Origin of the sequence: Herminiimonas aquatilis (assembly GCF_042665175.1) — a bacterium.
GTDB lineage: Bacteria > Pseudomonadota > Gammaproteobacteria > Burkholderiales > Burkholderiaceae_D > Oxalicibacterium > Oxalicibacterium aquatilis.
In genome coordinates this window covers 1341975-1368640 of the sequence record NZ_JBHTCC010000001.1, presented here as the reverse complement: position 1 = coordinate 1368640, position 26666 = coordinate 1341975, and the positions used below count along the sequence as shown (strand labels likewise).

Genomic DNA, 26666 nt, shown 5'->3' with positions numbered 1-26666 from the left:
GATGACCTCCTCAAAGAATAATTTATCTTAGCACGCTGGCGTATTCTATTCGAGCGCAGAGGCGTGCCGGAGTTCATTCTGATCGTGCTATTCCTTGTAGACGCCGCAACCGATAATCAGATTTTCATAGCGATCCAGGTACATGGATTTGGCTTCTATCTGTTTGGAAATCGGGTTCAGGAACATATAGTCCTGCCAGCCTTTGCCAGTGTTCTGGATGATCGCGATACGCTCCCTGACGAATGGATTGCCGGCACCGTCCTTGGCATCAATCAGGTCCTTGCCTATCAAAGCCGGATTGGCACCATGCGCCAGATTGCGACCGCTCATGTCATATACGACCACATACAAGTCGCGGTCGCAGAATCTGCCGAGCTTGTTGCTGATTTCTGCAAATGTTTTTTCCGGGCCAATGTCATACATGGATTCGATGGCTTGACTGACCATCTCTTTTGCTTCGGCCGTCGAGCCGTGACTACCACTCTTGATCGTGAAGATGCTGACGACGTTGATCAACTCAGTCGTTTGGCCTTGCAGTGATTCGGCAGAGGCTGCAGCCTGTTCCACCAATGCGGCATTTTGCTGCGTGACCTGATCCATCTGGGCTATGGCTTTGTTGACTTGCTCGATGCCTATGCTTTGTTCGCGGCTGGCCGTGCTGATCTCGGTCATGATGTCGTCGACGCGCTTGATGCTGCTGACGACTTCTTCCATCGTGGTGCCAGCGTGTGCCACCAGTTTGCTGCCGCTTTGAACCTTGTTGACGGAATCTTCGATCAGCAATTTGATTTCGCGCGCGGCAGCCGAACTGCGCTGGGCGAGGTTGCGAACTTCACTGGCGACGACTGCAAAACCGCGGCCCTGTTCGCCTGCGCGGGCAGCTTCGACTGCTGCATTCAGCGCAAGGATGTTGGTCTGAAAAGCGATGCTGTCGATGACACTGATGATGTCGACAATTTTTTTGGACGATTGATTGATGGAATCCATCGTGTGGACGACTTCTGCCACGACGCCGCCACCCTTGATGGCGACTTGCGAGGCGGTTCTTGCCAACTCGTTTGCCTGGACCGCATTGCCGGCATTTTCCTTGACGGTCGAGGTCATTTCTTCCATCGCCGAGGCGGTTTCTTCCAGTGAGCTCGCTTGCTGTTCAGTGCGCGAAGACAGATCCAGATTGCCGGCGGCGATTTCACGTGTGGCAGTGGACAAGGTTTCGGTGCCGCGGCGTATGGTCCATACGACATTGGCAAGACCCTGGCCGATGCCATTGATGGCCGACAGCAAGTGGCCGATTTCATCTACGCGTTTTGTTTCGAGGCGCGTGGTCAGGTCGCCGCTGGCAAGTTGTCGTGCAACTTTTGTTGCCTGATCCAGCGGTCCGGTGACGGTTTTGCGTATCGCGACATACAACAATGCTGACAGTATCAGCAGGGCGACAAGCGCCGCCGCACCTGACATATTGCGCAAGGCAGTGGCTTCGCGCGTGAATTCGCTGGCGTCAGTGTCACCGACGATGACCCAGTTCTTGTCTTGTATGTAAGTGAATGCGGCCACGCGATCCGGTGTGCCAGTATCGGCCGCCGAGCGATAGTGAATCACGCCTTCTTTCTTGTTGAGGATTTCCTTGATATATTCGCGGCCGTCTGTGGCTTTATCGGTCAGGATATTTTGACCTTCTCTCTTCGCCGCAATGATGAGTTTGCCATAGTTGGTGCCTGCGTTCGCATCGAGTACGTAATAGCCACCGCTACTGCCTACCTTGAGAGAGAGCAATTTGCTTTTGATTGCCTCGACATCGTTGCTCATGCTGACCACCAGCTTGCTCTTGACGTTGACTTCTTCTGCCGCACGCTGTTCCAGCATGTTGGAGGTTGCCTGACCGGTTGCCCATACAAAAATCCCAAAGACGAGGGCAATCAATATGAAGGAGATGGCGGCCAATTTGATTCCGACCCCAAGCCTTGCCAAGTAACGTTTAATGCTGTTCATCGCGTGCTTCCATTCTTGAATGTGGTGATCGAAAGATTGCCATCGGCGATCATTCCTTGTGGAAACATCATAACTGTATACGAGTGATTTTTGCTGGAACCAGCCCCTGCAGAAAGTGAACTGTTGTGTCCTCGCACCAAGGTGGCGCGATTTCACTACGACAACATGGCTTCGCTGCGGGCAAAACCATGGGGCCCATTTAAATTAATTTTTTATAATCGTTTAACAATTTGCGTCTCTAACTTTTGTATCGACCGGATTCCGGAAAACAATAGTGTGAGCTATTGCCTGCTGATAATAGACCGGACGTGCGGCGGTGCAACATCGGCGCTGCGCGAGCCTGAAATAAATAAAAAAGCGGCTGACCTGATATCAGGCCAGCCGCTTTTTTGTTCGCTAAAACATTCTTTTTAGAACTTGTATCCCAGCGACAGGAAGGTTACATAAGGATCAAGTGTGAGGTTGGTTTTATGTCTGGAAATCACAGTACCTGCTGCATTCCTACCGGTGATGTCGGCATCGGTATCAAGCGGGATATAAGCCACGGAGAAACCCAGCGACCATCTCTCATCAATGTTGTAGGTCAGACCTACATTGTAGACAGGTGCCCAGGATGAACTCAGGTCGGCGGTTGCGGTTCCGCTTACGCCGCCATTGTATGGTGCAGTAACTGCTCTTTGCAGCGACGAAGACAATTGAACGTCGCTATACCAGACGCGTGTTGCGCCCAGACCCACGAAAGGCCGTAACTTCGAGGTCTTGTCGCCGAAGTACCATTTCGCGATCAGCGCCGGACTCCATTGCTTGGCAGTGCCGATTTCTCCCAAGCCTGCAAGTGTGCCACCGCCATCAAGATGAAATTTTGGCGGTACACCTAGATCAGCAGTGAGTGCGAAGTTATCCGTGAAGAAGTGGGTAAACGCAATGCCTAGCGTGTCTGCATCTCCTACGCTGGCACTACTACCGGCGACCGGTCCCGGCGAAGGCGACGTGCGCATGAGCGTCTGGCTCGAATCATCCGTATACAAATGGAACCAGCCTACGTTGACGATATTATCGCCAGCGCTTTGGGCTGCAGCGGGCAAAGAAAAAGCCGCGACTACGGATAGGGCGGCTACTTTTGACCATACACGTAAGGGCAAAGGCATATTCATTTACTAGTCTCCTTTTTTGATCAACCTGATACATCGCTTCTTCGAACGATGCAGTCTCGTATTTAACAGTCTTGTTAAAAGCTTATCGCGGTTAAATCTTATTCCTGATGCAGGCCCTTCTCACGCTCGCATTGCAGCGTGTGTGGGAAATAATAGTCCTATTTTTTGAACTTGAAAGTGGTGTATCGCACGGATTGGTAAGCGCGCAACATGTTTTGATATTGCGTACTTACAAAAGGAGAATCAAATGTATATTGGCATAGGAACCCTACTCGTCATCATCGTGCTGGTTTTGTTACTGCGCTAAAGAGCCGCGCGAATATAAAAATGCCGTCTATCGACGGTATTTTTTATGGCGTACGAGGATTTGCTTTATCCTCTCGCCTATAGATGCCTTGCGCATCAACGCATTTGATAAAGCCCTCATGAACAAGATAGAAGCAATCAAGCTGGTCAATCAAGATCTACACGCCACCCTGCTTAACGAGCGCAACACGATTTTTTCCACGGTTGTACCTTATGCCGGCGATGAAGGCTGGTGGTTGAATATTCCGCTGTCCGGCTTTCGCCAAGAGCAGCATTTTTTGCTTTGCAGTGAAAGAGCCAAGGTCATCCGTCACATCAGGATCAAGGCCAACACGATTCTGAGTCCTGCGACCAGGTTCCGCAGCAAGGATCAGACCGCGGATGTTTTCATCTCGGCGAAGAATGCAAAGCGACTGGTCGATAGCTTGCCGGGCGGTAGCAAGTTCAGTTTCGACAAATATGTATTCGGCGAATACAGCTTCTAAACAACTGCTTACGCTTGTCCTCAGTAATTTCATGCCGGTTTCTTCGCGTCCGCGTGTGCCAATTACGCCAGTAGTTCGACTAGAGTCCATGCAATCGCCTTGGTTGCAACCGACAAGGTAAGCAGCGGGACCTTTTCGTCTGCGCGATGACCGTTCGCCTCCAGCAATGTGCGCGGGCCGGCGCCATACATCACGGTGGCGACACCGGCTTCTGCATACAAACGCGCATCGGAATAAAGCGGCACACCGATAGGTGTCACTGCTTCGCCCAGAGCCATCGACGCTTCCGTACAGATAATGTCACGCAAACGTATGGCATCGCCGACCGGCTTGAACGGGCTGGCTAAAAGAATCCGTTCCACATCGCAGCTGATACCCGGCATGTTTTGCAGAGCTTGGGCGATAACGCCGCGTAATTCTGCTTCGACTTCAGTCGGGATTTCTTCCGGAATGATGCGGCGGTCGAGTCGAAGGGTGACTTCATCCGGCACCACATTCGTATTGATGCCCCCGGTTATGGTGCCGACCACCAGCGTTGGGGAAGAAATGCCGGCAGTCGCTGAAGTGCGGCTGTCCAAGGTGTCACGATAGCTGTACAGCGCGTTGAGCAAACGCGTAGTCGCTTCCAGTGCATCGTGGCCGGTATCGGGGCGGGCTGCGTGTGCCGAGGTGCCACGCACTTTTATTTCCAGATGCAGGCAACCGTTGTGCGCCGTGGTGACGTTGTATGAAAAGCCGGCGCAGATTGCGTAGTCAGGTTTGGTCAATCCTTGCTGCAACAGCCAGCCGGGTCCTGCCAGGCCACCGGTTTCTTCATCGTAGGTAAAGTGCAATTCGACGTTGCCACGTAAAGGCACCGCCAATTCTTTCAATGCCCGCAACGCGAATGCGTAGGTGGCGAAATCCGATTTGGATACAGCGGCACCGCGACCTATCATCCAGCCATCGCGTACCGTTGCCGAATATGGATCGACGCTCCAGCCGGCGCCGGGCGGTACGACATCACCATGCGCGTTCAGCGCGACGGTGGGACCATCGGCAAAGTGTTCGCGCACGATCAGATTGATTGCACTTTCCAGACCCGTACTACGTGCAAATTCATTCGGCACAGTATGTTGCTCTACCGCAAACTGCATGTCTTCCAATAACGCCGCAGTCATCAATGCATGCGGTGCGCAATTGCCAGGCGGATTATCGGATGGACATTGCACGACCTTTGCTAGGAAATCTATTTGTTCGGCAGCGTTCTGATCGACCCATGCGGCAATCTGTTGTTTAAGTAAATTTTTATCCATCTTGTCGATTCGGTTGGTAGTGATCGGTATGCAAATATCTTCGTGTCATGACGCTTGCAGTTATGCATATGTACATCGCAAGGGCAGGTACTTATTGCGAACGCTATTTATTGCGGCTACTTAATGCTGAATTTTTGGCGCTCCCTAGGGCATCAAAATGTTCGACAAAATCCATGAAGACCTCGGCCGCCAATGCAGCATCTTCCATCGCCATGGTTTCCAGTGGATTGTGACTGATGCCGCCATTGCCACAGCGCACGAACAGCATGGCGATCGGTGAAATTGCTGCGATTGCCATCGCATCATGACCTGCGCCTGAAGGCAGACTGCGTGACTTGCAGCCTTTGCGTTCCAGTGCGGCGTACCAGCCTTGTTGCAACCAGTCGGCGCACACCGCACTTGAGGTTTCGTAGGTCTTTTTCAGCGAGCTGCGCACGTCGCGTTGCACGCAGATACGGTCTAGTTCGGCGGTGATGTCGGCGATCGCAGCAAGGCGTTCTGCATCCTCACCAGCGCGAACATCGAGTGACAACACGACGCGCCCGGGGATGACGTTGGTCGCGCCGTTTGGTATTTCCCATTGGCCGATCGTACCGACCAGATCAGGGATGCGACTGCACCGTTGTTCTACATACAGGGCAAATTCTGCTGCGGCCATTGCTGCATCGTGGCGCATCGTCATCGGGACTGTGCCTGCATGCCCGGCGATGCCGGTTAATTCCAGCATGTAGCGCGTGGCACCGGCGATTGCGGTGACGACGCCCAGCGCCAAGTCTTCGTTGAGTAGTACCGGTCCTTGTTCGATATGAACTTCCACAAACGCGGCGATGCTGTCAGGTAATGCCGCCGCTGCTGCAATTTGCGTGGGATCGAGATCTGCATTCTTCATCGCATTAAGCATGGTCACACCATGATCATCGATGTGCTTCAGCACGCGTTGCTCGAACGTTCCGGCAATCGCACGGCTGCCGAGCATTGGTGCCTTGAAGCGCACGCCTTCTTCCTCGCTGAAGGCGACGACTTCAATCGGAAACGGGAATCGCAAGCCTTGTTGATGCCAGCTTGCGATGCAACTGATGGGCAATAAAATTCCGAGTAGACCATCGTAAATGCCACCATTGCGCACAGTGTCGAAATGCGAACCGGTCATTAGCAACGCTGCATGTGTATCGCTGCCTTCATAGCGCCCGATGACATTGCCGACAGCATCGCGTCGCACCGACATGCCGGCATCGCGCATCCATGCAGCGATCTGCCCGCTGGCACCGCGATGCGCGGGCGTCAGATAGGTGCGCGTCATCATGCCGTCCTGCTCTGTATATTGCGCGAGCAAATGCAGGCGTTCCATGATTTCATTACCGATGGCTGAATTGCCATGCATGAAAGTAGCGTTCATTGAGTAAGGCTCATAGTTCAAGTCGCTTGTTAAATTTGAATTTGATAGTGATTATTCAGGCAGCCATGCCCAGGAATTGTTGTAGTTCCGGCGTCTGCGGATGCGCGAAGATATCTTCCGGCGCGCCTATCTCATGCACCTTGCCTTGATGCATGAAGACAACCCGATCGCACACTTCGCGCGCGAAGCGCATCTCGTGCGTGACCATGATCAGCGTCATGCCTTCATCTGCCAGGCTGCGCACCACGCTCAATACTTCATTGACCAATTCGGGATCGAGCGCCGAGGTTACCTCGTCGCACAACAAGGCTTGGGGCTGCATGCTGAGTGCGCGTGCGATGGCAACACGTTGTTGCTGGCCGCCGGAAAGCTGGTCTGGAAAACTGTCGAATTTTTCACCCAGACCTACACGTTCCAGATTCTTGATCGCCAATGCGCGCGCATCTTTTTCCGATGTACCTTTGACGATCATAGGAGAAATCATTACATTGCGACCTACCGTCAAATGCGGGAACAGATTGAATTGCTGAAAGATCATGCCGACTTTCAGCCGCAGATTACGCAACTCCAGCTCGCTTTTTCCCAGATGCGAACCGGCAACGCTGATGGCGCCTTCGTCTATGCTTTCCAGTCCGTTAATGCAGCGCAGCAAGGTACTTTTGCCAGAGCCGCTTTTGCCTATTATGGCAATCACTTCACCTGGATCGATATCCAGTCGGATACCTTTGAGTACCTGATTGCTGCCGTAGCTTTTCTTGACGTTATCAATGGCGATGAGCGGCATGGAATTTCCTTTCCAGGAATTGGCTGTACTTGGACAAAGGCCAGCAGAGCATGAAGTAGAAAAAACCTGCTGCCGCATATACGGTGAACGGCATGAAGGTAGCGTTGGTAATAATGGTGGCAGCTTTCGACAGTTCAACGAAGCCGATGATCGAGGTCACCGCCGTGCCCTTGATGATTTGCACGCTGAACCCGATAGTCGGTGGAATCGCAATACGCAGTGCCTGCGGCAGAATCACGTAACGCATTTGTTGCACGTAATTCATCGCTAACACCGAGGACGCTTCCCACTGCCCTTTTGGAATCGCTTCTACGCAGCCGCGCCAGATTTCCGCAAGGAAGGATGCGCTCCACAGCGTTAGTGTCAAACCCGCAGCCAGCCACGCCGGCACTTCAATGCCGAACAAGGCGACGCCGAAAAACACCAAAAACAATTGCATCAGCAACGGCGTACCTTGAAACACTTCGATATAAACACGAGCGAAATTACGTAGGGCGCGATGCTTCGATGTGCGTATGAATAAAATCAGCAAGCCCAGCATGCCGCCCAAGACGAAGGTTGCGAGCGACAACAGCACTGTCCAGCGACCAGCGAGTAGCAAGTTGCGCAAGATGTCCCATAGCGAAAAGGAAATCATGATGGCTTCCTCCCTGCGATGAAGTGCGCGCCTATCAATCGCAGTATCTGCCGCAAAATAATTGCCAGCACTAGATAGATTGCGGTCGCAACCAAATACGCTTCAAACGCGCGGAAGTTGCGGCCCTGTATAAAGTTTGCTGCGAACGATAATTCTTCGACGGCGATTTGCGAACACACGGCAGAGCCCAACATTACGATCACGATTTGACTTGATAAAGCTGGCCAGATTTTTTGCAGCGCAGGCCGCAGAATTATGTGGCGGAATATCTGTACGCGTGTCATCGACAAACTGAGTGCGGCTTCAATTTGCCCGCGTGCGACGGCGACCACGCCGGCGCGAATGATCTCTGTACTGTAAGCGCCGAGGTTGATGATCATGGTCAACAGCGCCGCCTGCATTTCTGTGATTTGGACACCGATGCTGGGCAGGCCAAAGAAAATAAAAAATAGCTGAATCAGAAATGGTGTGTTGCGTATCAACTCAACATAGGCGCTAACGATGGGCCGCAACCAGCGCGGCCCCTGGGTGCGCGCCCACGCGCCGAAGATGCCGACTGCGACACCAAGCACGCCGCCGACTGCAATCAATTCCACCGTAGTGATCACTCCCTTGATGAGGACGCCGGTGTAATCGAAGGTCGACAGAAAATCAAATTGGTAAGCCATGATGGGATCGCTTCCCGCAAGGTATGCAGTTCGGAATAGCTATGCATCCGCAGCCTTGGCTGCGGATGCGCTTTCGTTACAGATTGGCCGGCAATGGCAAGCCCAACCATTTTTCAGTCAATGCGCTGAGGGAACCATCCCTCTTCGCCTGCGCGATGATGGCGTTCACTTTTTCCTGCAATTTTTCTTCGCCTTTATTCATGCCGATCGAGCATGGCGAATCCTTGATCAGGAATTTCGTTTCTGGTTTCTTCGGTGGATTTTTTGCAATGATGGACGCCGCGATCACGTTGCCGGTCGCGACCAGTTGCACCTGGTTTGACAGGAAGGAGCTGATGGTGCCGTTGTTGTCTTCATAGCGTTTGATGATGGCTGTCGCTGGCGCGATCTTCGACAATTCCAGATCTTCGACTGAGCCGCGTGTTACGCCAATCGTTTTGCCTGCCAGATCAGCCGGCCCCGCAATTTTCTGATCAGCCGGACCGAAGACGCCGTTGAAGAATGGTGCGTAGGCGGCGCTGAAGTCGATGACTTTTTCGCGCTCAGGATTTTTCCCCATGCTGGAAATCACCAGATCGACTTTTTTTGTTTGCAGGTAAGGAATACGGTTGGCGCTGGTGACCGGAATCAATTCAACTTTGACGCCGAGTTTCTGCGCGATCATCGTTGCCACGTCGATGTCCAAGCCTTGCGGTCTCATATCGGTGGTGACAGAGCCGAATGGTGGGAAATCTTGTGGCACGGCGACGCGCAACACGCCTTTTTTCTGAATATCGTCGAGTGCATCGGCGCGTGCAAAGCTGGTGAATAAAAGAGCACCGGCCATCAGGCCGATCAGGATTTTAGAGAGCTTCATTTTTTTATTTCCTTTCCAGGTGAATACGAAGAGATGTGCGACAGAGATGACGAGATGTTTGCTGCAGTAGCCGCCCGGCTCGTCTTTACCCGCGCGGTAGTTTTAACTGCTACTGGTTTTTTTGTGGTGCTGGATGCCGACTTCGGTTTCTTGGCAGCAGAAACCGGCGTCAATGCGGTACGCAATGCGTTGAGAGGATCGCTTGGTGCGACCTCGTACAAGGTGCTTTCGACAATGTGCAAATGGTCCAGCATCAATCGTTCAGCTTCGTCGATATCGCCGCTTTCCAGCGCTGCGACGATGTGTACATGGTCTTCGCAGGAATCCACGGCTTGCGACGATGATTGGCGCAACATCGCGGTCAACGTGGTGCGTGCGGTGAGGTCGCGCAGGGTTTCGGATAACAGGTTATTGCCCAGGCATTCACACAGGCATACATGAAAATCTCCCAGCAGATAGCTGCGCGCACCTACATCGTCGCCGACAATCGCCGCCTGCTCGCGCGAGATATGGTCACGCAACTGCGCGATCGCATCTTTGCTTAACGGCTTGGCATGGCGCAACAGACCGAGTTCGATTACGCGACGCGCTTCAAATGCTTCGCGCGCTTCACTGGCGGTTGGCTCGATGACGAACCATCCACGCCGCGCACTGACCATTACGATGCCGCGCGTAGCCAGCCGCATTAATGCTTCGCGGATGAGTGTGCGCGACACGCCAAACAGATCAGCCAGCTGCTGCTCGCCGAGCCTAGTGCCGGGCGCGAGTTGTTTGGCCAGAATCGCCTCCGTAATGCGGGCCGCGATCTGGATCGACGATTTGAGGGATTGTTCTGAAGTCATGTGCAAGCTTCAGCAAATTGCATGCCAATCTTGTGGACAAGTCTGGTATACAAGATTGAAAGTACGACATTTCTCTATGAAGGCGCAGCAAAAAACATGACGAAAATGACGTGGTCAGCGGGTCGAGTATTCAGTATTCATGATCACCATACGGGTGCAATGACGGGTTTTGGTGCAGCCTTCATTTGTTGCCGACTTCTTTAGTGCACGCGTCCTGATTGCAGAAGTGCTACGAGGTTGCCGTCTGATCTGGTTGTTTGCGCGAAGAGTTTCAACATGCGATTTGCTCAAAGATGGCCTTAAGTTTCCTCAATAGAACTTGTGGGCGGTTTAACGGACTAATTGATGCAAGTAAACTTCTTACATGAGGGAATGCCAATGAAACAAACAACTATCGCAGCCTGCGTGATTGCTTTTGCTGCTGCCGGATATGCATCAATTGCATCGGCACAGTATGTCGGTCCTACGACACAAGTGACGATGACCTCCATCGCCGAGATTCTGAAACAGCCGCTGGACGATCAGCCGGTGGTGTTGCGCGGTTTTATCGTCAAAAAAGTAGGAAATGAAAAATACCTGTTCTCTGACGGGAAATCAGAAATCAGGGTGGATATCGATGACAAGATTTTCGTCAATACCAAGGTCGATGCAAAAACTAAAGTTGAAATACGGGGCGAGGTTGAAAAGGATTTCCTGGAAACCCCAGAAATTGATGTGGATGTCCTGACGTTGGTGAAGTAGTACTGTCGTTGCAAGAAGTAGGCGCCTGCAGGCGCGGCCGAAGCCGCACTTGCGAGGCGTGTTTTAAAGATGGGGTTTAAACGTTGGCAAAACATTACCGCATCGGCCGTCACCGCTCGCAAGGATGTTCCTTCGCCTGAAGCTTGGGTATACTGTCGATTCAAATACTGAAGGCGATGAGGCACGCTACGATGCCTGTAGGAGAATTTATGAACACAAAGTGGAGAATCATCGTGTCGATAGCTGTGATCGCTATATCGGCAATCACTTTATACGCAAATCCGTAAGGACTGCAGCTCTTCCATTTGTTAGAGCGTTGACCCTTGGTAAGGCATTCTCCGCGCAAGAAGATGGTAGGGATGTTTTATCAAGCGCAATAAAAAAGCCGCATTTCTGCGGCTTTTTTATTTGGTACTGAGCATTCAGGCAGTAACGGCTTCATCTTTTGCTACAACGACTTCATCTTCCGTATCCGAACTGCGGATCAGATGATCGAAGGCGCTCAACGCTGCTTTTGATCCTTCACCTACAGCAATCACGATCTGCTTGTATGGCACGGTCGTAACGTCACCTGCAGCAAATACGCCTGGTATTGAAGTCTGGCCACGTGCATCAATTTCGATTTCGCCATGACGCGACAAGGCAACGGTTCCTTTCAACCATTCGGTGTTTGGAACGAGACCGATTTGGATGAATACGCCTTCCAGTTCCACGGTTTTGATCTCTTCAGTCTTGCGATCCTTGTAGATCAAGCCATTGACACGTTTGCCGTCGCCAGTGATTTCTGTCGTTTGTGCCGACGTGATCACGGTAACGTTTGCGAGGCTGTGCAACTTGCGCTGCAATACTGCGTCGGCACGCAACTCTGCACCGAATTCGACCAGCGTGACATGACCAACGATGCCGGCCAAATCGATCGCAGCTTCGACACCGGAGTTGCCGCCGCCGATGACCGATACACGTTTTCCTTTGAATAGCGGACCGTCACAGTGCGGGCAATACGCAACACCTTTGTTACGGTATTCGTTTTCACCTGGTACGTTGATGTTTTTCCAGCGTGCACCTGTTGCGAGGATCACGGTTTTGCTTTTCAGCGAGCCGCCATCTTTCAGTTTGATTTCAATCAACTTGCCCGGCACCAGCTCGGAAGCGAGTTGCACGTTCATGATGTCGACGTCATAGCTGCGCACATGCTGCTCAAGAGCGACGGCGAATTTTGGGCCGTCGGTTTCCTGTACCGATACAAAGTTTTCAATCGACAAAGTATCCAGCACTTGACCGCCAAAACGTTCAGCCACTACACCAGTACGAATACCTTTGCGTGCTGCGTAAATTGCAGCTGCTGCACCCGCAGGTCCACCGCCCACGATCAGCACATCGTAGGGCGCTTTTGCGCTGAGCTCTTCTTGCTTGCGCTTGTTACCGCCGGTGTCGAGTTTCGCCAAAATCTGTTCGATGCTGACGCGACCTGACTCGAACGGTTGTCCATTCATGAACGTTGTTGGCACGGCCATGATTTCGCGTTCTTTCACTTCGTCCTGGAACAAACCACCATCGATCGTGATTGCACGGATGCGTGGGTTGATCAAGGCCATGACGTTGAACGCTTGCACGACTTCCGGGCAGTTATGGCACGACAAAGACATATAGGTTTCGAAGGTGTAGTCGCCGTCCAGATTACGGATCTGTTCGATGACCGAGTCTTCGAGCTTCAATGGATGGCCGCCGGTCTGCAGCAACGCCAGCACCAGTGAAGTGAATTCGTGGCCCATAGGAATCGCGGCGAACTGAATGCCTGCGTGTGCGTCTGGGCGCTTGATTTGGAAAGACGGTTTGCGCTCGTTGTCGTCGGTGCGCTCGATCAAGGTGATCTTGTCGGTCAACACAACGATTTCTTGCAGCAACTCCTGCAACTCACGAGATTTGTCGCTGCCATCTAGTGACGCGACGATCTCGATCGGTTGCACGATCTTTTCCAAATAAGCGGTTAATTGGGTTTTGAGATTGGCATCCAACATGATGGTCCCTGCTTTCTTTACAGTTTGATAGAGGTCTTGCACGTCCGGACCACATGGTCCGGACGGTACTGCAGTTACAGAATGATTACTGAACGACTGCTTGCTACTGCAACTTAGACTACAACTTAGATCTTGCCGACCAGATCCAGCGATGGAGCGATGGTTTTTTCGCCTTCTTTCCATTTAGCTGGGCAGACTTCGTTTGGATGCTCAGCAACATATTTCGCTGCCTTCAGCTTGCGCAGTGTTTCGGACACGTCACGAGCGATTGCATTGTCGTGAACTTCCATGGTTTTGATCACGCCTTCTGGATTGATGACGAAGGTGCCACGCAATGCCAAACCAGCTTCAGGGATGTGCACGCCGAATGCGTTGGTCAGGGCATGAGTTGGATCGCCAACCAATGGGAATTTAGCTTTGCCAACGGCTGGCGATGTTTCGTGCCAAACTTTGTGCGAGAAGTGGGTGTCGGTGGTGACGATGTAGACTTCTGCGCCCAGTTTCTGGAATTCTGCATAGCTGTCGGCTGCATCTTCAACTTCGGTTGGGCAGTTAAAAGTAAAAGCGGCTGGCATGAAAATCAATACCGACCATTTGCCCTTCAACGATTGCTCGGTGACTTCAATGAACTTGCCGTTATGGAAAGCTTGGGTTTTAAAGGGTTGGACTTGGGTGTTGATAAGGGACATGTCGTGTTTCCTTTAGGGGTTAAAAATTGGTGTGAGTACGAATAATAGAGGCTCATCCATTATTTGTATAATTGATTTACTTTAGTGTTTCGATTTGTTTTCGCTATCGACGTGGCAGCTAGCTAGTCTTATTTGATAGCGAATTGACTATTATGCAGCCTTACGGCTTTCGGCGTTGTACGGCCGAGCAAGAGTATGCGGATGAGCCCGTGCAACGGTCATTTCGCCTCGTTGTGTCCTGGTTGCATTGGTCCTGTAAACGCGCATATTCCATAAATTGACATTGCGTGGCCTGTCTGCAGACGCAGCACCCTGCCCTTGCCTTAAGCTGCATCGGACCGCATATACATAGATAATCGAAAGGACAGTTTCATGAAAAAAGTCATCAATGTATCCGACGCGCCACGCCCACATTGGGTCGGTGACGGCTTCCCGGTGCGTTCCATGTTTTCGTATCACAGCCATGGCAAGCAACTCAGCCCCTTCCTGCTGCTCGACTATGCCGGGCCGGCGAAATTTGAGGCGGCAGATCATCCGCCCGGCGTCGGTTCGCATCCGCATCGCGGCTTTGAGACGGTCACTATCGTCTACAAGGGCGAAGTTGAACATCGCGATTCCACCGGCAAGGGGGGCGTGATTGGTCCCGGCGATGTGCAATGGATGACGGCTGGTTCCGGCATCCTGCATCAGGAATTTCATTCCGAAGCATTCACGCGTTCGGGCGGCGAACTGGAGATGGTGCAGCTATGGGTCAATTTGCCGGCCAAGGACAAAATGGCCGCGCCCGGCTATCAGGCTATCGTCAGCAGCGATATTCCTGTCGTGGCTTTGCCGAATGATGCGGGCAGCTTGCGCGTCATCGCCGGTGAATACGATGGGCATGCTGGGCCGGCGCATACGTTCACGCCTATGCAAGTGTGGGACGTGAATCTCAAGCAAGGTGGCGCGAGCGAGTTCACGCTACCCGATGGCTGGAACTCGGCATTGATCGTGTTGCACGGGACAGTCCTGGTCAATGGTGAAAGCGTCGCGCGCGAAGCGCAAATGGTGTTGCTGGATTGCGCAGGCAGCAAGATCGCGATAGAGGCAAACAGCGATGCCGTTGTGCTGCTGCTAAGCGGAGAGGCGATCAATGAAGAAATCGTCGGACACGGACCGTTCGTGATGAATAGCCAGGCTGAAATCATTCAGGCTATCGATGATTTCAATAGCGGTCGCTTCGCACAGATTCCTGCCTGATTTGCCCAAATGAAAAGTCATGTCGGCGTTCTGCCGAGGTGACTTTTCTATTTTGCGTGCGCCTTCTGGTGTACATCCATGCACATACTTGCGGCCATCTCCGGCGCTTAAGCCGGGCATTGCACAGTTAATGACTTTATAATTTGCGTCTGCATTTGCACAGCGACGTGCGAAGCGCATTCCAATTTCAATGCAAGGCAATATGAATACTCTATCCATCAAATCTGCGCCAGCTGGTCCTGGTAGCCCGATCAGCGACGCCGAATGGCAGGTGCGTCTCGATCTCGCGGCCTGCTATCACTTGTGCGCGCTGAAGAACTGGGACGATTTGATTTATACGCATATTTCCGCGACCGTACCCGGCGAAGATAATCATTTCTTGATCAACCCATTCGGTTTGCGTTTCGACGAAATCACCGCGTCGAACCTGGTCAAGATTGATTTGCAGGGCAAGATCATCGGCGATCAAAACGTGCGTGTGAACGTGACCGGTTTTGCCATTCATGGCGCGGTACATAGTGCGCGCAAGGATGCAATGTGCGTCATGCATTTGCATAATGAAAATGGCGTCGCGGTCGGCATGCAGCAGGGCGGCTTGCTGCCGCTGTCGCAACACGCGATGCGTTTTTATCAGCAAATGGGTTATCACGACTATGAAGGTTTGGCGCTGTCGGCAGTTGAGCAGACACGCTTGATAGAGCGCCTCGGCGATTATCCTGCGATGCTATTGCGCAATCACGGCACGCTGATCAGCGGCCGCACGATCGCTGAAGCGTATGTGTTGATGGATACGCTGGACAAGGCGTGTGCCTTCCAGTTGAAGGCGCAGTCCGGTGGCGGCCCGCTGAATATTCCATCGCCCGCAGTCTGTGCAAAAACCTACAAGGAATTGCTGGGCGATGGTTCGCCCGAAGGCATACTCGAATGGCCTGCGTTGCTGCGCAAGCTGGATGCAGTATCGCCGTCATATCGCAACTAATTGGGTAGCCATCGCTACATGCGCGTCAGTTCAGAATTTTATTGATTAACCAAAAAGGAAAACCCATGCCAACTATCAACGTTCAATTATTCGAAGGCCGCACAGTCGAACAAAAACGCGCATTCGTCAAAGCAGTGACGGAAGCTACCGTCGCCACTCTCGGTTCAAGTGCGGAATCGGTCGATATCATCATTGAAGATGTGAAGCGCGAAAACTGGTCCACCGGCGGCAAATTGTGGTCCGACGTCTGATTCAAATCGGTAAGACGAGCTGCCGCTGTAAGCGGCAGCTCGTGATGAGTGCGCCGACGCAAGCGGCGCGCCATCCACGTAATCAATAAGCATGCAGATCACCGACTCAATTGTCATCGACGATAGCGACATCGATCTGACCGCCATTCGCGCGCAAGGCCCGGGCGGGCAAAATGTGAATAAGGTTGCGACGGCGATTCATTTGCGCTTTGATATAGGTGCGTCGTCATTGCCCGATTATCTGAAAGAGCGCTTGCTCTTGCTCAACGATCAGCGCATCACCAAAGAAGGCGTGATTGTTATCAAGGCGCAGCAAGGCCGCAGCCAGGAACAAAGCCGCGAAGAGGCATTACGACGGCTGCAGGAAATCATTGCCAGCGTGACCGTTCTGCCCAAGGCGCGACGCGCCACCAAACCTACTTACGGTTCGCAACGCAAACGCCTGGATGGAAAAAATGCACGCGGTCAGACCAAGGCCATGCGCGGCAAAGTTTCTCTGTAGTCATATTCTTTCTTCGCAACAAGCCTGTAAGTGACATAGCGCACTGACCTTTTGCCACGTCTAGACGATGCTGGCAAAATGAAAACTATGCCATCAACGTTGCAAATACGGGAGCCATCATGAACAAAGCCTTTGTGAAGGAAGGCGACGACGATCTCTTGTCACCTTTGCCGGAAATGCCGACCGGCGTACGCAATTACATTACGCACACCGGATATCAGCACATGCAAACCGAGTTGCGACATTTGCTGGACTCTCTGCACAGTGCGACATTGGCATTGGCTGATGAGCGCAGCCCGGATCTCGATTTGATAGAAGGTTCGGCCGAACAAAATATCCGTGAACTCGAACAACGTATTCACTACCTGCAAACGCGGCTGGACACGGCAGAGATAGTCAATCCCGCCGTGCATGCCGGTGAAACGCAAATATTTTTCGGCGCACGGGTGACCTATGAGAATGAACGCAAGGAATCCCAGACGGTGACAATTGTCGGTCTCGATGAGCTGGATCCTGATCAAGGCAAGATCAGTTGGTTATCCCCGGTTGCGCAAGCGCTGCTGAATGCATTTGAGGGTGATAGCGTGGTTTTGAAAAGTCCAGCCGGTGATGAAAAATTACACATATCGACGGTGCTTTATCCATCCCAGGTTGAACTGGATGCAGATGCCGCAGGTCCTACTAATAACGGGCTTGAATAAAGTCGGCTGTATAAGGCGACTTTATATGACAGCGTTGAGAAACGTCACGTGTAATTCATCACGTTGTAAATATTCAAGCAGGCAAGCACTTCGCGCAAGCTATTGCAGCGATACAAACAAGGAGTTCCACATGGCAGATAACAAATCCGGTAATAAATCCAGAGAGCCTATCGACGCATCCGACAATACAAAAAAGCGCGGCTCTGACTGGCATGAAGAAAAGTTGTTGGACGAAGCCCTGGATGAAACCTTCCCGGCCAGCGACCCGGTAGCAGAAGTCCCTTTGGCCACTGAAAAATCGGGACACAAATCTGTACAACAAATTGCCAAGGAAGAGCTGCTGGACGTCGGCATCGAGATGACCTTTCCGGCCAGTGATCCGGTTTCGGTGTCCTCGGGCATTACGCGTATCGAGCGCTCGCCGGATTCAGTTGATGCACATGACGATCATCAAAACAGCAATGAAGTCAGCGAAAATGAAAAAGCCGCGAAAAAATCCGGCAAATGAGTTCGGTCGGCAGCATTAACAAGCACACGCGCAACATGGGCTCTCCCTGCGCGTTAATGTTGTGAATGAAAGTAATTTCTCACATGCGCGCCCTTCTATTTACTGTTGAATAGTACGCTCGCGCTGCGTTGGATAATTCCAACACAGCGCGGGCGGTTGCCATGCTTAAATTGACCTTGGTTAAGATCGGCGATATTTACTGCAACTTTCGGTAAAAATGCTGTTTCGGGCGCTACTTTTTCCATGTTAGTATCCGCTCCACGCTAGGGGTCCTGAAGACAAACGTCTTCGGGTGAGATGAAACCCTTGAACCTGACCTGGATAATGCCAGCGTAGGGAAGCGCAAAGCCACTCAAGGTATTCCCCCAGAGACTCTTTGTTCGTTCCTTCGCCTGCTTGTCCATAACGCGATTGAGTGAGCAAACTATGTCCGCATTTCCTTCCCGTCACAAACTGATCACATTGGCCGTTGCCTGCGCGTGTGCGCCCGCCGCCTTTGCGCAGACTGCCGACAAATCTGATAACGTCTTGCCTGAGGTTGTCGTGACATCGGCACCGGCCGACGGCATCGCCCGCAATGCCAGTATCGGCGGCTTTTCCGAAGCGCCATTGCGCGAAACGCCGGCTTCCATCAGCGTCATCACCAGCGAACAGATGCAGGAACGCAGCATTCGCACCGCGACCGATGCGGTCAAATACGATGCCAGCGTGCAAAACTCATACAACGCCGTTGGTTTGTCGGACTGGTTTGCAATCCGCGGCTTTACGCTCGACATGGGGAGCAACTACCGTAAGGATGGGATGGTGATCCTTGCGCACTCGTCGATTCCGATGGAAAACAAGGAGCGGTTGGAAATCCTCAAAGGTTTGGCCGGTCTGCAAGCAGGCATCGCCTCTTCTGGCGGCATTCTGAATTACGTCACCAAGCGTCCAACCAATACGCCTTTGCGTTCAGTAACGTTTGAAGTGCGCGAGCGTGGCTCTATTTACGGCGCGATTGATCTTGGCGGCCGTTCAGACAATGGCGTATTTGGATATCGCATCAATGCGGCGGCAGAAGATACCAAGTCGTATGTGCAGGGATCGAATGGCGATCGCAAATTTGTTTCCGGCGCCTTTGACTGGCGCCTGAGTTCGCGTGCGTTGCTGTCTATCGATATGGATTATCAGCACAAGTCGCAGCTGACGGTACCGGGTTTTCAATTGCTCGGACTGGATCAGCGTCTTCCAACCGGCGTGAGCGGTAAGACCATGTTGAACAATCAAACCTGGAGTTTGCCGGTAACCGATGACACCAATAATCTGGGTGTCAAATTCGAGTACGAGTTGAATGACAACTGGCGTACTACTTTACAGGCAAATAAATTCGAATTGCGTCGCGATGATGCGGTTGCTTTGTCGTCGGGGTGCCCAGCCGAAAACCTCACTTTCGGCTACTGTTCAAACGGTGACTTTGGACTGTACGATCTGCGCAGAGATAATGACAAACGTTCTGTCATGACGACGCAGGCGATGCTGCAAGGAAAATTTGCGACGGGAAGTGTTAACCATGAATTGGCAACCGGTTTGTCGACATTGAACAGAAGAGATAATTTTGCCGATTATTTATTCAATCCGACAGTCGGAGATTTGCCGGGCAACATCTACACGACTCCACAAAGAGACTTGGTTTTGCAGCCTACCAATCCGGTAGGGCTGCGGCGCAAAGAAGAAGAACAATCCTTCTTTGTTCAAGATGTGATGGCATTGAATGAACAGTTCAAATTACATGCGGGTGTGCGTTACACAAAGCTGAAACGCGTCCAATTCAATGCAAGTGGCGGCGTGATACGCACCAATGATGATGACTATGTTTTGCCAAATGTCGCATTAGTCTATAGCCCGAACAAAGCCCTTTCGTTCTATGCATCAGCTTCGCAAGGACTGGAGCCCGGTGGTGAAATTCCATCTGGCCTGACAAATTCTGAATCAGTGTTGGATCCATATAAATCGAAACAGCTTGAGCTCGGCGTGAAGGCAGATATCACTCCTGACCTGAGTGTTTCCGCTGCATTGTTCCAGATCAAACGTCATAACGAATACGTGAAGGCGTCCAGTGCTTTGGCCACCGCAACGGTTGATTCGTACGTAACGGCCGGCGAGCAAGTCAATCGCGGCATTGAACTTGCTGCACAAGGCCGTGCAACGCGTGACTTGATGCTGGGTGCCAGCTTTGTCGCATTGGAGGCCAAGGCGGAAGGTACTGGTGACGCTACTATAGAAGGCAAGCGCGTTGGTAATGTGCCGAAATTCAAATCAGCGGTTTATATGGACTATGCTTTGCCGCAAATGCCAGCGGTAAAACTGAACGCAACATGGATATATTCGACCAGCAAGATATTTGCACCGAATAGCCAGATTGCATCGCTGAACAAAAAAGTTGACGGCTATCATGTGCTGAATCTGGGCGCGCGCTACGCTACCAAGTTCGGCAATACGGCAACGACTATCCGCTTCGGGGTTGATAACGTCTTCAACAAATTCTATTGGGGTGATACGTCGAACGCCTTCGGCGGTTACCTGATCCCGGGTGCGCCGCGTGTCTTCCGCCTGTCTACGCAATTCGATTTTTAAAGCCAGACGCTTCGCTACAAAAACGCCGCCTTCTTGCGGCGTTTTTTATTGTCAGCTTCAATCAGCGTTGCGTTGCACGAGATAGGCTTCTACCTGCCCAATCCGCTGCTGGGTCGTGCCGGCTACCGGCAAATGTGCGATGTTTCCCTGATCCAGTTTGCGCATTAATCGAGCGTGGATTTGCTGACGCACTGTGTCGGATTCGCGTTGCAAGCCATCCGGCATCCAGGGGGTGGTGGGTGTGGTCACGATGGTGGCAGCATAATCATGCTGGCCTGCCAGTGCGCTCAATGCCGCATCGACCTCGCCAAAATAATGTTCGCTGTAGATAGCAGTCATGAGCGGTGATGTGTCGCAAAACAAATAGCGTTGGGCGCTGGCTTCGCTTTTGTGTTCCCGTTCGCGTTGCGTCGTTGCGATGAAAAATTGTTCGTCAGCGTATGGTGTACGTTGTCGCGACTCTACAAATTCACGCAGATATTCAGGTATCCATATCGTGTTGTAATGAGTGGCTAGGGCGGCTGCCAGCGTGGATTTTCCGGTGGATTCCGCGCCGAGGATGACGATGCGCTGTATGGCTGCACTCATGTTTTTGCTTCTGTTGCTGTCAGCGATTTTTTCCATGTCTGCAGACCGATGAATGCAAGGATGGCGAACAGGCCGTAGAGCATGGCCGTCAGGTACAGGTTTTTGTGCAGGTACAAACCGATGTAGAGCAGATCGATGCCTATCCACAAGTGCCAGTTTTCCAGCGTCTTGCGCGTCAACAGATATTGCGCGACCAGGCTGCCTGCTGTCAGAAATGCATCAATGTGAGGAACGTCGGTATCGGTAAATGTGCGCAGAATCAGCGCAACGATGCCATACGCCAGCGCCCAGATCAGCGCCACGCTCAGCCACGCTCTGCGGTGTAAACGCGTAACCGCTATGCCCTTCTTATCGCGGCCGCCGAACAGCCATTGATACCAGCCCCACAGCGAGACCGCGATGAAAAAGAATTGCAGTGCCATGTCGCCGTAGATCTTCGCTTCATAAAATACGACTGCATACAGTCCGGCCGATGCAATGGCAAACAGCCATGCCCACGGCGATTGCACAATGTTGAGCCACACCATGGTGATGGCGAGCGCAAACGAGAGCACCTCGATCAGTGAAGTATCGATCAGGCCGAACAGGGAGAATGTGTCATTCATGTAGAACTGCGGGTCGCGATGGCAGGTGGGCAGCACAGTTGTGCCGCAACCTCGCAGTATAGAGAAAAAACCTGCGACGCAGCAGCTAGTCCTCTGCTGCGTCGCGAGTATGTCAAAGCAGGTACGTCAAATACAGAATTACGCCAGTATCTTTGTTGAAGCCTAGAGTTTGATTTCGACGTGCTCGCCGAGATCGGCAGGGCGCTTGCCGGTTAATACGCCTTTGGCGATCGCAAACAATTGCGTCATCTTGCTCGATGTCGCATCCCAGTATTCGGCGCTGTGAATATCCACATTGATCAGCGCCAGATGCGGATCATCCAGTGCCTCGGGAAACCAGACACCTACCATCGGGTTCCATAATTCTTCCGCCTTATCGCGATTCCTGATCAGCATCGCGCGACCGGATATCGAGACATACAAGCTGTCTTCGGGTTTGGCAAACGTCACATTCACCAACGGCTGTGCCGCAAGATTCTTGACGAAGGCCGACTCATCCGACGTGAAAAACCATAGCTGACCCTGCGTATCGATTTGCTGGCTGGTCATGGGGCGGCTGGATAGCGACAGGTCAGGATTGGTGGTCGTGAACATGCCGAATTTAACGTCTTCCACCTTTTCGCGTAACGCTGCCAATTGGTCTTGATGTGCACTAGTCATGACGCTCTCCTTGATACGGGGTTGATTTGTCGCTTGCTTTAGCTGTTTACATTAAACCCTCGCGCAATTGCACTCGGTGCGCCAGCACACCTACTGTGATTCAAGTCGCTGCATGAAGAGTTGTGGGATTTTTCTTACGGCAGATCGGGCTGAAATCCTATGGTTGCGATGATCAGCTTTGGATACATTGGGAACTCGAAAAAATTTACAAAATTTCACATTGTTGAAAAGAAATTAATGAACATATGGGAAATAGCTTGATCAATATTATTAAGTTCTCGTCCTGCATAGGCATGATTGCAGCGGCAGCATGGTTTGCTGTGGCGCCGGTTTTTGCAGCAGTATTAACAGGAATCTTGTCCCTGAGTGTCTTCATGATTACCTTTTTGCCGGTCTCGATTGATCGGCAGGTTTGAGAAGGTCTGTTTGGTTGGCCCCATCATTCTTTTCGGCCTTGGTTACGAAATAAATTAAAACCAGCCGGCTCTCATGTGTGCAAAGTCACGCTCGACAGGAATGCTCAAGCGCTCAAACATCACTGTTAACGAGCGCAGATGCTCGGTCACGCGGTAATTATTTCAGTATGCGATGCAGGCTGAAAGCGTTTCCCGGTTTTTGGAAAATGACACTCGATAAATGAAATTAAAAAGGGAGGATGTGCATGATTCAAAATAATCATCGGGACGCCAACGCCGTCCTTCTTTCCACTGGCATTGCCGGCCTGGACGACATCCTGGGCGGCGGCTTGACGCGAGACCGTCTGTATCTGATAGAGGGCGAGCCGGGTACCGGCAAGACCACTGCCGCCATGCATTTTCTGGCAGAGGGAGCGCGCCGCGGTGAGTCGGTGATTTACATCACCTTGGCGGAAACCGCAGAAGAGTTGCGCGATGTCGCAAGCTCGCACGGCTGGTGCATGGATGGCATTTATATTCATGAAGTCGTGCCAGCGGAGAATATCCTCGAGCCGGAGCAGCAGTACACCATGTTCCATCCATCTGAGGTCGAAATGAGTACGACGACGCAAATGATATTGTCGGTGATCGATGAACGCAAACCGACACGCGTTGTGCTGGATTCTCTTTCAGAACTGCAATTGCTGGCGGACAGCTCGTTGCGCTATCGCCGTCAGGTGCTTGCCTTGAAACGATATTTTTCAAGTCGCGCTTGCACGGTGATGTTCCTTGATGATCGTACTGCGTTCAACGGTGATTTGCAGGTGCGCAGTATTGCGCATGGTGTGATCGTGCTCGAACAGACTACCAAGGATTATGGTGCCGAGCGACGTCGTATTCGCATCGCGAAATATCGCGGCATGGCCTTCCGCGGCGGCATGCACGATTACGCGATTATTCATGGCGGTATTGTGGTGTATCCGCGTTTGGTGGCATCCGATAGTCGTGTGCTGAAAACGCAGCAACAACTAACTACCGGCGTTGCCGCGCTCGATACCCTGCTGGGTGGCGGCCTGGAAGAAGGATCAAGTACGCTGCTGGCCGGCCCGCCGGGGACTGGCAAGTCTTCGCTGGCTACGCAAATTGTTTACGCCGCATTGCAGCGTGGCGAACGGGCCGCGATGTTCCTGTTTGAAGAATCGAAGAACAAGCTGCTCAATCGTGCCGACAGTTTCAACATGAACTTGCGTCCTTATCTGGAAAGCGGCACGTTGACGATTCAACAGATTGATCCGGCCGAACTATCGCCAGGCGAATTTACGGCCGCGGTTTGCAAGGAAGCCCTGAGTCATGCAAAAGTCGTCATGATCGATAGTCTGAACGGTTATTTAAATGCGATGCCGGATGAGCGCTTCCTCACAACGCATTTGCATGAACTGCTGACCTTTCTTGGTCAACACAACATTGTGACGATCCTGGTAGGCGTGCAGCACGGCATGCTGGGTGGTCACATGACGACTTCGGTTGACGCCAGCTATCTGGCTGACAACGTGATTATGCTGCGCTATTTTGAAGATGCCGCCGAAGTGCGGCAGGCGATTTCCGTATTCAAGAAGCGTGCAAGTGCGCATGAGCGCACTATTCGCGAATTCAGCATTACGAGCAAAGGCATTTCTGTTGGTCCGATACTGCGTGGCCTGCACGGCATCCTGACCGGTGTGCCGACCTATGTCGAAGATATGCTCGAGACTGAAGCCGATCTGGTGCCGGATTAAGCCATGCATAAACGGATACTCATTTATGCGCCCGATGGGCAAAATGCAAATCTTGCGGCGCAGGTATTCGACGTATCCGATATCAAGCATCACATCTGTGCGAATGGTGATGAACTCATGCTGGAACTGGCGCGTGGTGCCGGCGCCCTTCTTACCGTTGAAGAGGCGCTGTCTGCGGCCATCCTGCACTCCCTGATGCAATACATTGACGCCCAAGCGACGTGGTCGGATTTGCCCATACTGCTATTGACCAAGCGCGGTGCAGATTCCGCAAGCGTGCGGCACGCGATTGATCGACTGGGGAATGTGACTTTGCTGGAGCGACCGATACGCATCAGTGCGTTGCTTAGCGCAGGGCGTTCAGCATTGCGTGCGCGTATGCGCCAGTATCAGGTGCGCGATGCAGATTATCGCAAGGACGAATTTCTCGCCAGCCTGGGCCATGAGTTGCGCAATCCTCTGGCGCCCATACGTACGTCGGTCGGTTTGCTCAAACATCTCTATCCGGATCTGGCGCCAGTTGCGAAAACCTATGCGGTGGTAGAGCGGCAAATCGTGCATTTGACGCGGCTGGTGGATGACTTGCTGGATGTCGCGCGCATTACCAGTGGCAAGGTTGTTTTACAACCTGCATCCATCATGTTGTCCGATGTGGTGACCCATGTCATGGAGATATGTGGTGGATTGGCTGAAAGCAGAAGACACCAAATCGAGATCAACTACCCATCCGAGCCGGTGCTGTTGAAAGCAGACAGAGCGCGGCTGGTGCAAACGTTGGCGAATGTGCTGGCAAATGCCGTAAAGTTCACGCTCACGCCGAACCGGATTATGTTCAATGCCAGGGTGGATGACGGTAACGTCATATTCTCTATCCGTGATTTCGGAATGGGACTTGAAGCGGCGTCGCTGTCGCGCATTTTCGATATTTTTGTGCAGGCGCAAACTTCTGCCGGCCAGGCTCCGTCGGGTTTGGGCATAGGCTTGAGTCTGGCGCGGCAATTCACCGAAATGCACGGTGGCACCATCAAGGTGAAAAGCGAAGGTCTGGGGCATGGCAGCGAATTCATTCTCACTTTGCCTATCGTGGTTCAAGCCGACCTTGCCGGTGTTGAAAATAACGTTTCACTTGCACAAACAGATGTACAGAAATGTGCCGACTCGCGTATCTTGATCGTCGATGATAATCAAGATGCCTGCGATACCCTGTGTGCATTATTTGAAGCCGATGGTTACACGGTCGCAGTTGCCTATGATGGTTACCAGGCGGTAGAGCTGGCGAAGGAAGTGCATCCCGGCATCATCGTTCTGGACATCGGTTTGCCGGGCATAGATGGATACGAGGCGGCGCGACGCATACGCATGCTGCCAGGCGGCGAAAAAATTCAAATGATTGCCCTGACAGGTTGGGGCCAAGTGAACGATAAACGCCTGGCAATGGAAGCCGGCTTCGATTGTCATCTGGTCAAGCCGGTGGATTTCACTATGTTGCGCAGCTGTATCGCAGAAGGCCACACGGCGTGACGGCAAGCGGTTTTTCTTACAAAGACATTTGCACTCGACCTCAAGTCGCACTGAACAATATGAACACTCAAGTAAAAATACGGGCGGAAAAATGAAAACTCCAGACAAGCGTTTACGTGTTTTACTGGTCGAAGATAATAGCGATGCACTGGAAGGCATGGTCGAAATGACAGACTTTCTCGGACATCAGCCTCACGGTTGCTTAAGCGCCGAAGACGCCTTGGTCGTGCTGCGACAGCAGCCTTTCGATCTGATGATTACCGATATAGGACTGCCCGGTATTTCGGGACTGGATCTGGCGCGTCAGGCGCGCGAGATCCAGCCGCTGGAAATTGTTGTCTCCAGCGGTTATGCACGCGGCCCCGATGTCATGACCAATGTAGGCTGGCTGATGAAGCCGTTTGGCATAGATGAATACGCCGCCTTGCTCGAGAGCGCAGCGAGGCAATAAATACCTGCGGCATATGGC

At 52.3% G+C, this 26666-nt stretch carries 29 protein-coding genes and 1 riboswitch; of the genes, 14 read left to right on the top strand and 15 right to left on the bottom strand.

Annotated elements, in window-relative coordinates; genetic code table 11:
- Positions 1 to 87 precede the first annotated feature (87 nt).
- Positions 88 to 1989, bottom strand: coding sequence for a methyl-accepting chemotaxis protein (locus ACFQO0_RS06320; protein ID WP_382233166.1), 1902 nt, complete (start codon positions 1987 to 1989; stop codon positions 88 to 90).
- A gap of 90 nt (positions 1990 to 2079) precedes the next feature.
- On the opposite strand from ACFQO0_RS06320, the gene ACFQO0_RS06315 reads away from it, so the two are divergent.
- Positions 2080 to 2403: a hypothetical protein gene (locus ACFQO0_RS06315; RefSeq protein ID WP_382233165.1), complete on the top strand. Its 324-nt coding sequence runs from the start codon at positions 2080 to 2082 to the stop codon at positions 2401 to 2403.
- Here the strand turns inward: ACFQO0_RS06315 and ACFQO0_RS06310 are convergent.
- Positions 2400 to 3137, bottom strand: a complete 738-nt coding sequence (locus tag ACFQO0_RS06310) for an OmpW/AlkL family protein (protein ID WP_382234049.1) — start codon at positions 3135 to 3137, stop codon at positions 2400 to 2402. The two genes, ACFQO0_RS06315 and ACFQO0_RS06310, sit on opposite strands and share 4 nt — an antisense overlap.
- A 431-nt stretch (positions 3138 to 3568) precedes the next feature.
- On the opposite strand from ACFQO0_RS06310, the gene ACFQO0_RS06305 reads away from it, so the two are divergent.
- Entirely contained in the window at positions 3569 to 3934 is a 366-nt protein-coding gene (locus ACFQO0_RS06305; protein ID WP_382233164.1) for a hypothetical protein, read from the top strand.
- Between the two features lie 62 nt (positions 3935 to 3996).
- On the opposite strand, the gene ACFQO0_RS06300 is transcribed toward ACFQO0_RS06305, so the two are convergent.
- From ACFQO0_RS06300 to ACFQO0_RS06270, 7 genes are all read right to left on the bottom strand, one after another.
- Positions 3997 to 5229 (bottom strand): M20/M25/M40 family metallo-hydrolase, encoded by a 1233-nt coding sequence (locus ACFQO0_RS06300; RefSeq protein ID WP_382233163.1) that lies wholly within the window; start codon positions 5227 to 5229, stop codon positions 3997 to 3999.
- A gap of 103 nt (positions 5230 to 5332) precedes the next feature.
- Positions 5333 to 6625: an allantoate amidohydrolase gene (locus ACFQO0_RS06295; RefSeq protein ID WP_382233162.1), complete on the bottom strand. Its 1293-nt coding sequence runs from the start codon at positions 6623 to 6625 to the stop codon at positions 5333 to 5335.
- A 55-nt stretch (positions 6626 to 6680) separates the two neighbouring features.
- Positions 6681 to 7409 (bottom strand): amino acid ABC transporter ATP-binding protein, encoded by a 729-nt coding sequence (locus tag ACFQO0_RS06290; protein WP_382233161.1) that lies wholly within the window; start codon positions 7407 to 7409, stop codon positions 6681 to 6683.
- Positions 7390 to 8046: an amino acid ABC transporter permease gene (locus ACFQO0_RS06285; protein WP_382233159.1), complete on the bottom strand. Its 657-nt coding sequence runs from the start codon at positions 8044 to 8046 to the stop codon at positions 7390 to 7392. The genes ACFQO0_RS06290 and ACFQO0_RS06285 overlap by 20 nt, the downstream gene beginning before the upstream one ends.
- On the bottom strand, positions 8043 to 8714 hold the full coding sequence (locus tag ACFQO0_RS06280; protein ID WP_382233158.1) for an amino acid ABC transporter permease: 672 nt from the start codon (positions 8712 to 8714) through the stop codon (positions 8043 to 8045). Before ACFQO0_RS06280 ends, ACFQO0_RS06285 begins: the two co-directional genes overlap by 4 nt.
- A gap of 76 nt (positions 8715 to 8790) precedes the next feature.
- Positions 8791 to 9570: a transporter substrate-binding domain-containing protein gene (locus ACFQO0_RS06275; RefSeq protein ID WP_382233157.1), complete on the bottom strand. Its 780-nt coding sequence runs from the start codon at positions 9568 to 9570 to the stop codon at positions 8791 to 8793.
- Positions 9567 to 10412, bottom strand: a complete 846-nt coding sequence (locus ACFQO0_RS06270; protein ID WP_382233156.1) for a GntR family transcriptional regulator — start codon at positions 10410 to 10412, stop codon at positions 9567 to 9569. Before ACFQO0_RS06270 ends, ACFQO0_RS06275 begins: the two co-directional genes overlap by 4 nt.
- Before the next feature lie 345 nt (positions 10413 to 10757).
- On the opposite strand from ACFQO0_RS06270, the gene ACFQO0_RS06265 reads away from it, so the two are divergent.
- Positions 10758 to 11153 (top strand): NirD/YgiW/YdeI family stress tolerance protein, encoded by a 396-nt coding sequence (locus ACFQO0_RS06265; protein ID WP_382233155.1) that lies wholly within the window; start codon positions 10758 to 10760, stop codon positions 11151 to 11153.
- A 422-nt stretch (positions 11154 to 11575) separates the two neighbouring features.
- Here the strand turns inward: ACFQO0_RS06265 and ahpF are convergent, their stop codons facing one another.
- On the bottom strand, positions 11576 to 13171 hold the full coding sequence (gene ahpF / locus ACFQO0_RS06260; protein ID WP_382233154.1) for an alkyl hydroperoxide reductase subunit F: 1596 nt from the start codon (positions 13169 to 13171) through the stop codon (positions 11576 to 11578).
- A gap of 125 nt (positions 13172 to 13296) precedes the next feature.
- Complete coding sequence (gene ahpC / locus ACFQO0_RS06255) at positions 13297 to 13860, bottom strand: alkyl hydroperoxide reductase subunit C (protein ID WP_382233153.1); 564 nt, start codon at positions 13858 to 13860, stop codon at positions 13297 to 13299.
- A gap of 372 nt (positions 13861 to 14232) precedes the next feature.
- Between ahpC and ACFQO0_RS06250 the strand changes: the two genes are divergently transcribed.
- The 6 genes from ACFQO0_RS06250 to ACFQO0_RS06225 all read left to right on the top strand — a co-directional run bounded on the left by ACFQO0_RS06250 (position 14233) and on the right by ACFQO0_RS06225 (position 18040).
- Positions 14233 to 15099, top strand: coding sequence for a pirin family protein (locus tag ACFQO0_RS06250; protein WP_382233152.1), 867 nt, complete (start codon positions 14233 to 14235; stop codon positions 15097 to 15099).
- A 202-nt stretch (positions 15100 to 15301) separates the two neighbouring features.
- Entirely contained in the window at positions 15302 to 16078 is a 777-nt protein-coding gene (locus ACFQO0_RS06245; protein WP_382233151.1) for a class II aldolase/adducin family protein, read from the top strand.
- A gap of 44 nt (positions 16079 to 16122) precedes the next feature.
- Positions 16123 to 16329: a 4-oxalocrotonate tautomerase gene (locus tag ACFQO0_RS06240; protein WP_465261962.1), complete on the top strand. Its 207-nt coding sequence runs from the start codon at positions 16123 to 16125 to the stop codon at positions 16327 to 16329.
- 91 nt (positions 16330 to 16420) lie between these two features.
- On the top strand, positions 16421 to 16831 hold the full coding sequence (gene arfB, locus ACFQO0_RS06235; RefSeq protein WP_382233150.1) for an alternative ribosome rescue aminoacyl-tRNA hydrolase ArfB: 411 nt from the start codon (positions 16421 to 16423) through the stop codon (positions 16829 to 16831).
- Positions 16832 to 16950: 119 nt separating this feature from the next.
- Entirely contained in the window at positions 16951 to 17532 is a 582-nt protein-coding gene (locus tag ACFQO0_RS06230) for a GreA/GreB family elongation factor (RefSeq protein WP_382233149.1), read from the top strand.
- Positions 17533 to 17662: 130 nt separating this feature from the next.
- Positions 17663 to 18040 (top strand): hypothetical protein, encoded by a 378-nt coding sequence (locus ACFQO0_RS06225; RefSeq protein ID WP_382233148.1) that lies wholly within the window; start codon positions 17663 to 17665, stop codon positions 18038 to 18040.
- Between the two features lie 95 nt (positions 18041 to 18135).
- On the opposite strand, the gene ACFQO0_RS06220 is transcribed toward ACFQO0_RS06225, so the two are convergent.
- Positions 18136 to 18285 carry a hypothetical protein gene (locus ACFQO0_RS06220; RefSeq protein ID WP_382233147.1) on the bottom strand — a complete coding sequence of 50 codons (150 nt, stop codon included), beginning with the start codon at positions 18283 to 18285 and terminating at the stop codon, positions 18136 to 18138.
- 10 nt (positions 18286 to 18295) lie between these two features.
- Positions 18296 to 18396, top strand: a riboswitch (TPP riboswitch).
- 70 nt (positions 18397 to 18466) lie between these two features.
- Here ACFQO0_RS06220 and ACFQO0_RS06215 point away from each other — a divergent pair.
- Positions 18467 to 20653 (top strand): TonB-dependent siderophore receptor, encoded by a 2187-nt coding sequence (locus ACFQO0_RS06215; protein ID WP_382233146.1) that lies wholly within the window; start codon positions 18467 to 18469, stop codon positions 20651 to 20653.
- Between the two features lie 57 nt (positions 20654 to 20710).
- On the opposite strand, the gene ACFQO0_RS06210 is transcribed toward ACFQO0_RS06215, so the two are convergent.
- From ACFQO0_RS06210 to ACFQO0_RS06200, 3 genes are all read right to left on the bottom strand, one after another.
- Positions 20711 to 21241: an AAA family ATPase gene (locus tag ACFQO0_RS06210; protein WP_382233145.1), complete on the bottom strand. Its 531-nt coding sequence runs from the start codon at positions 21239 to 21241 to the stop codon at positions 20711 to 20713.
- Positions 21238 to 21846: a nicotinamide riboside transporter PnuC gene (gene pnuC, locus ACFQO0_RS06205; protein ID WP_382233144.1), complete on the bottom strand. Its 609-nt coding sequence runs from the start codon at positions 21844 to 21846 to the stop codon at positions 21238 to 21240. Before pnuC ends, ACFQO0_RS06210 begins: the two co-directional genes overlap by 4 nt.
- 162 nt (positions 21847 to 22008) lie before the next feature.
- Positions 22009 to 22506, bottom strand: a complete 498-nt coding sequence (locus ACFQO0_RS06200; protein ID WP_382233143.1) for a pyridoxamine 5'-phosphate oxidase family protein — start codon at positions 22504 to 22506, stop codon at positions 22009 to 22011.
- Positions 22507 to 22763: 257 nt separating this feature from the next.
- Here ACFQO0_RS06200 and ACFQO0_RS06195 point away from each other — a divergent pair, with 257 nt between their 5' ends.
- From ACFQO0_RS06195 to ACFQO0_RS06180, 4 genes are all read left to right on the top strand, one after another.
- Positions 22764 to 22922 (top strand): hypothetical protein, encoded by a 159-nt coding sequence (locus ACFQO0_RS06195; RefSeq protein ID WP_382233142.1) that lies wholly within the window; start codon positions 22764 to 22766, stop codon positions 22920 to 22922.
- A gap of 239 nt (positions 22923 to 23161) precedes the next feature.
- Positions 23162 to 24676, top strand: a complete 1515-nt coding sequence (locus tag ACFQO0_RS06190) for a DUF7125 family protein (protein ID WP_382233141.1) — start codon at positions 23162 to 23164, stop codon at positions 24674 to 24676.
- 3 nt (positions 24677 to 24679) lie between these two features.
- Positions 24680 to 26197, top strand: a complete 1518-nt coding sequence (locus ACFQO0_RS06185; protein ID WP_382233140.1) for a response regulator — start codon at positions 24680 to 24682, stop codon at positions 26195 to 26197.
- Positions 26198 to 26288: 91 nt separating this feature from the next.
- The gene (locus ACFQO0_RS06180) at positions 26289 to 26648 is read left to right on the top strand and encodes a response regulator (protein ID WP_382233139.1); all 360 of its coding nucleotides are present in this window, start codon (positions 26289 to 26291) and stop codon (positions 26646 to 26648) included.
- Positions 26649 to 26666: the final 18 nt, after the last annotated feature.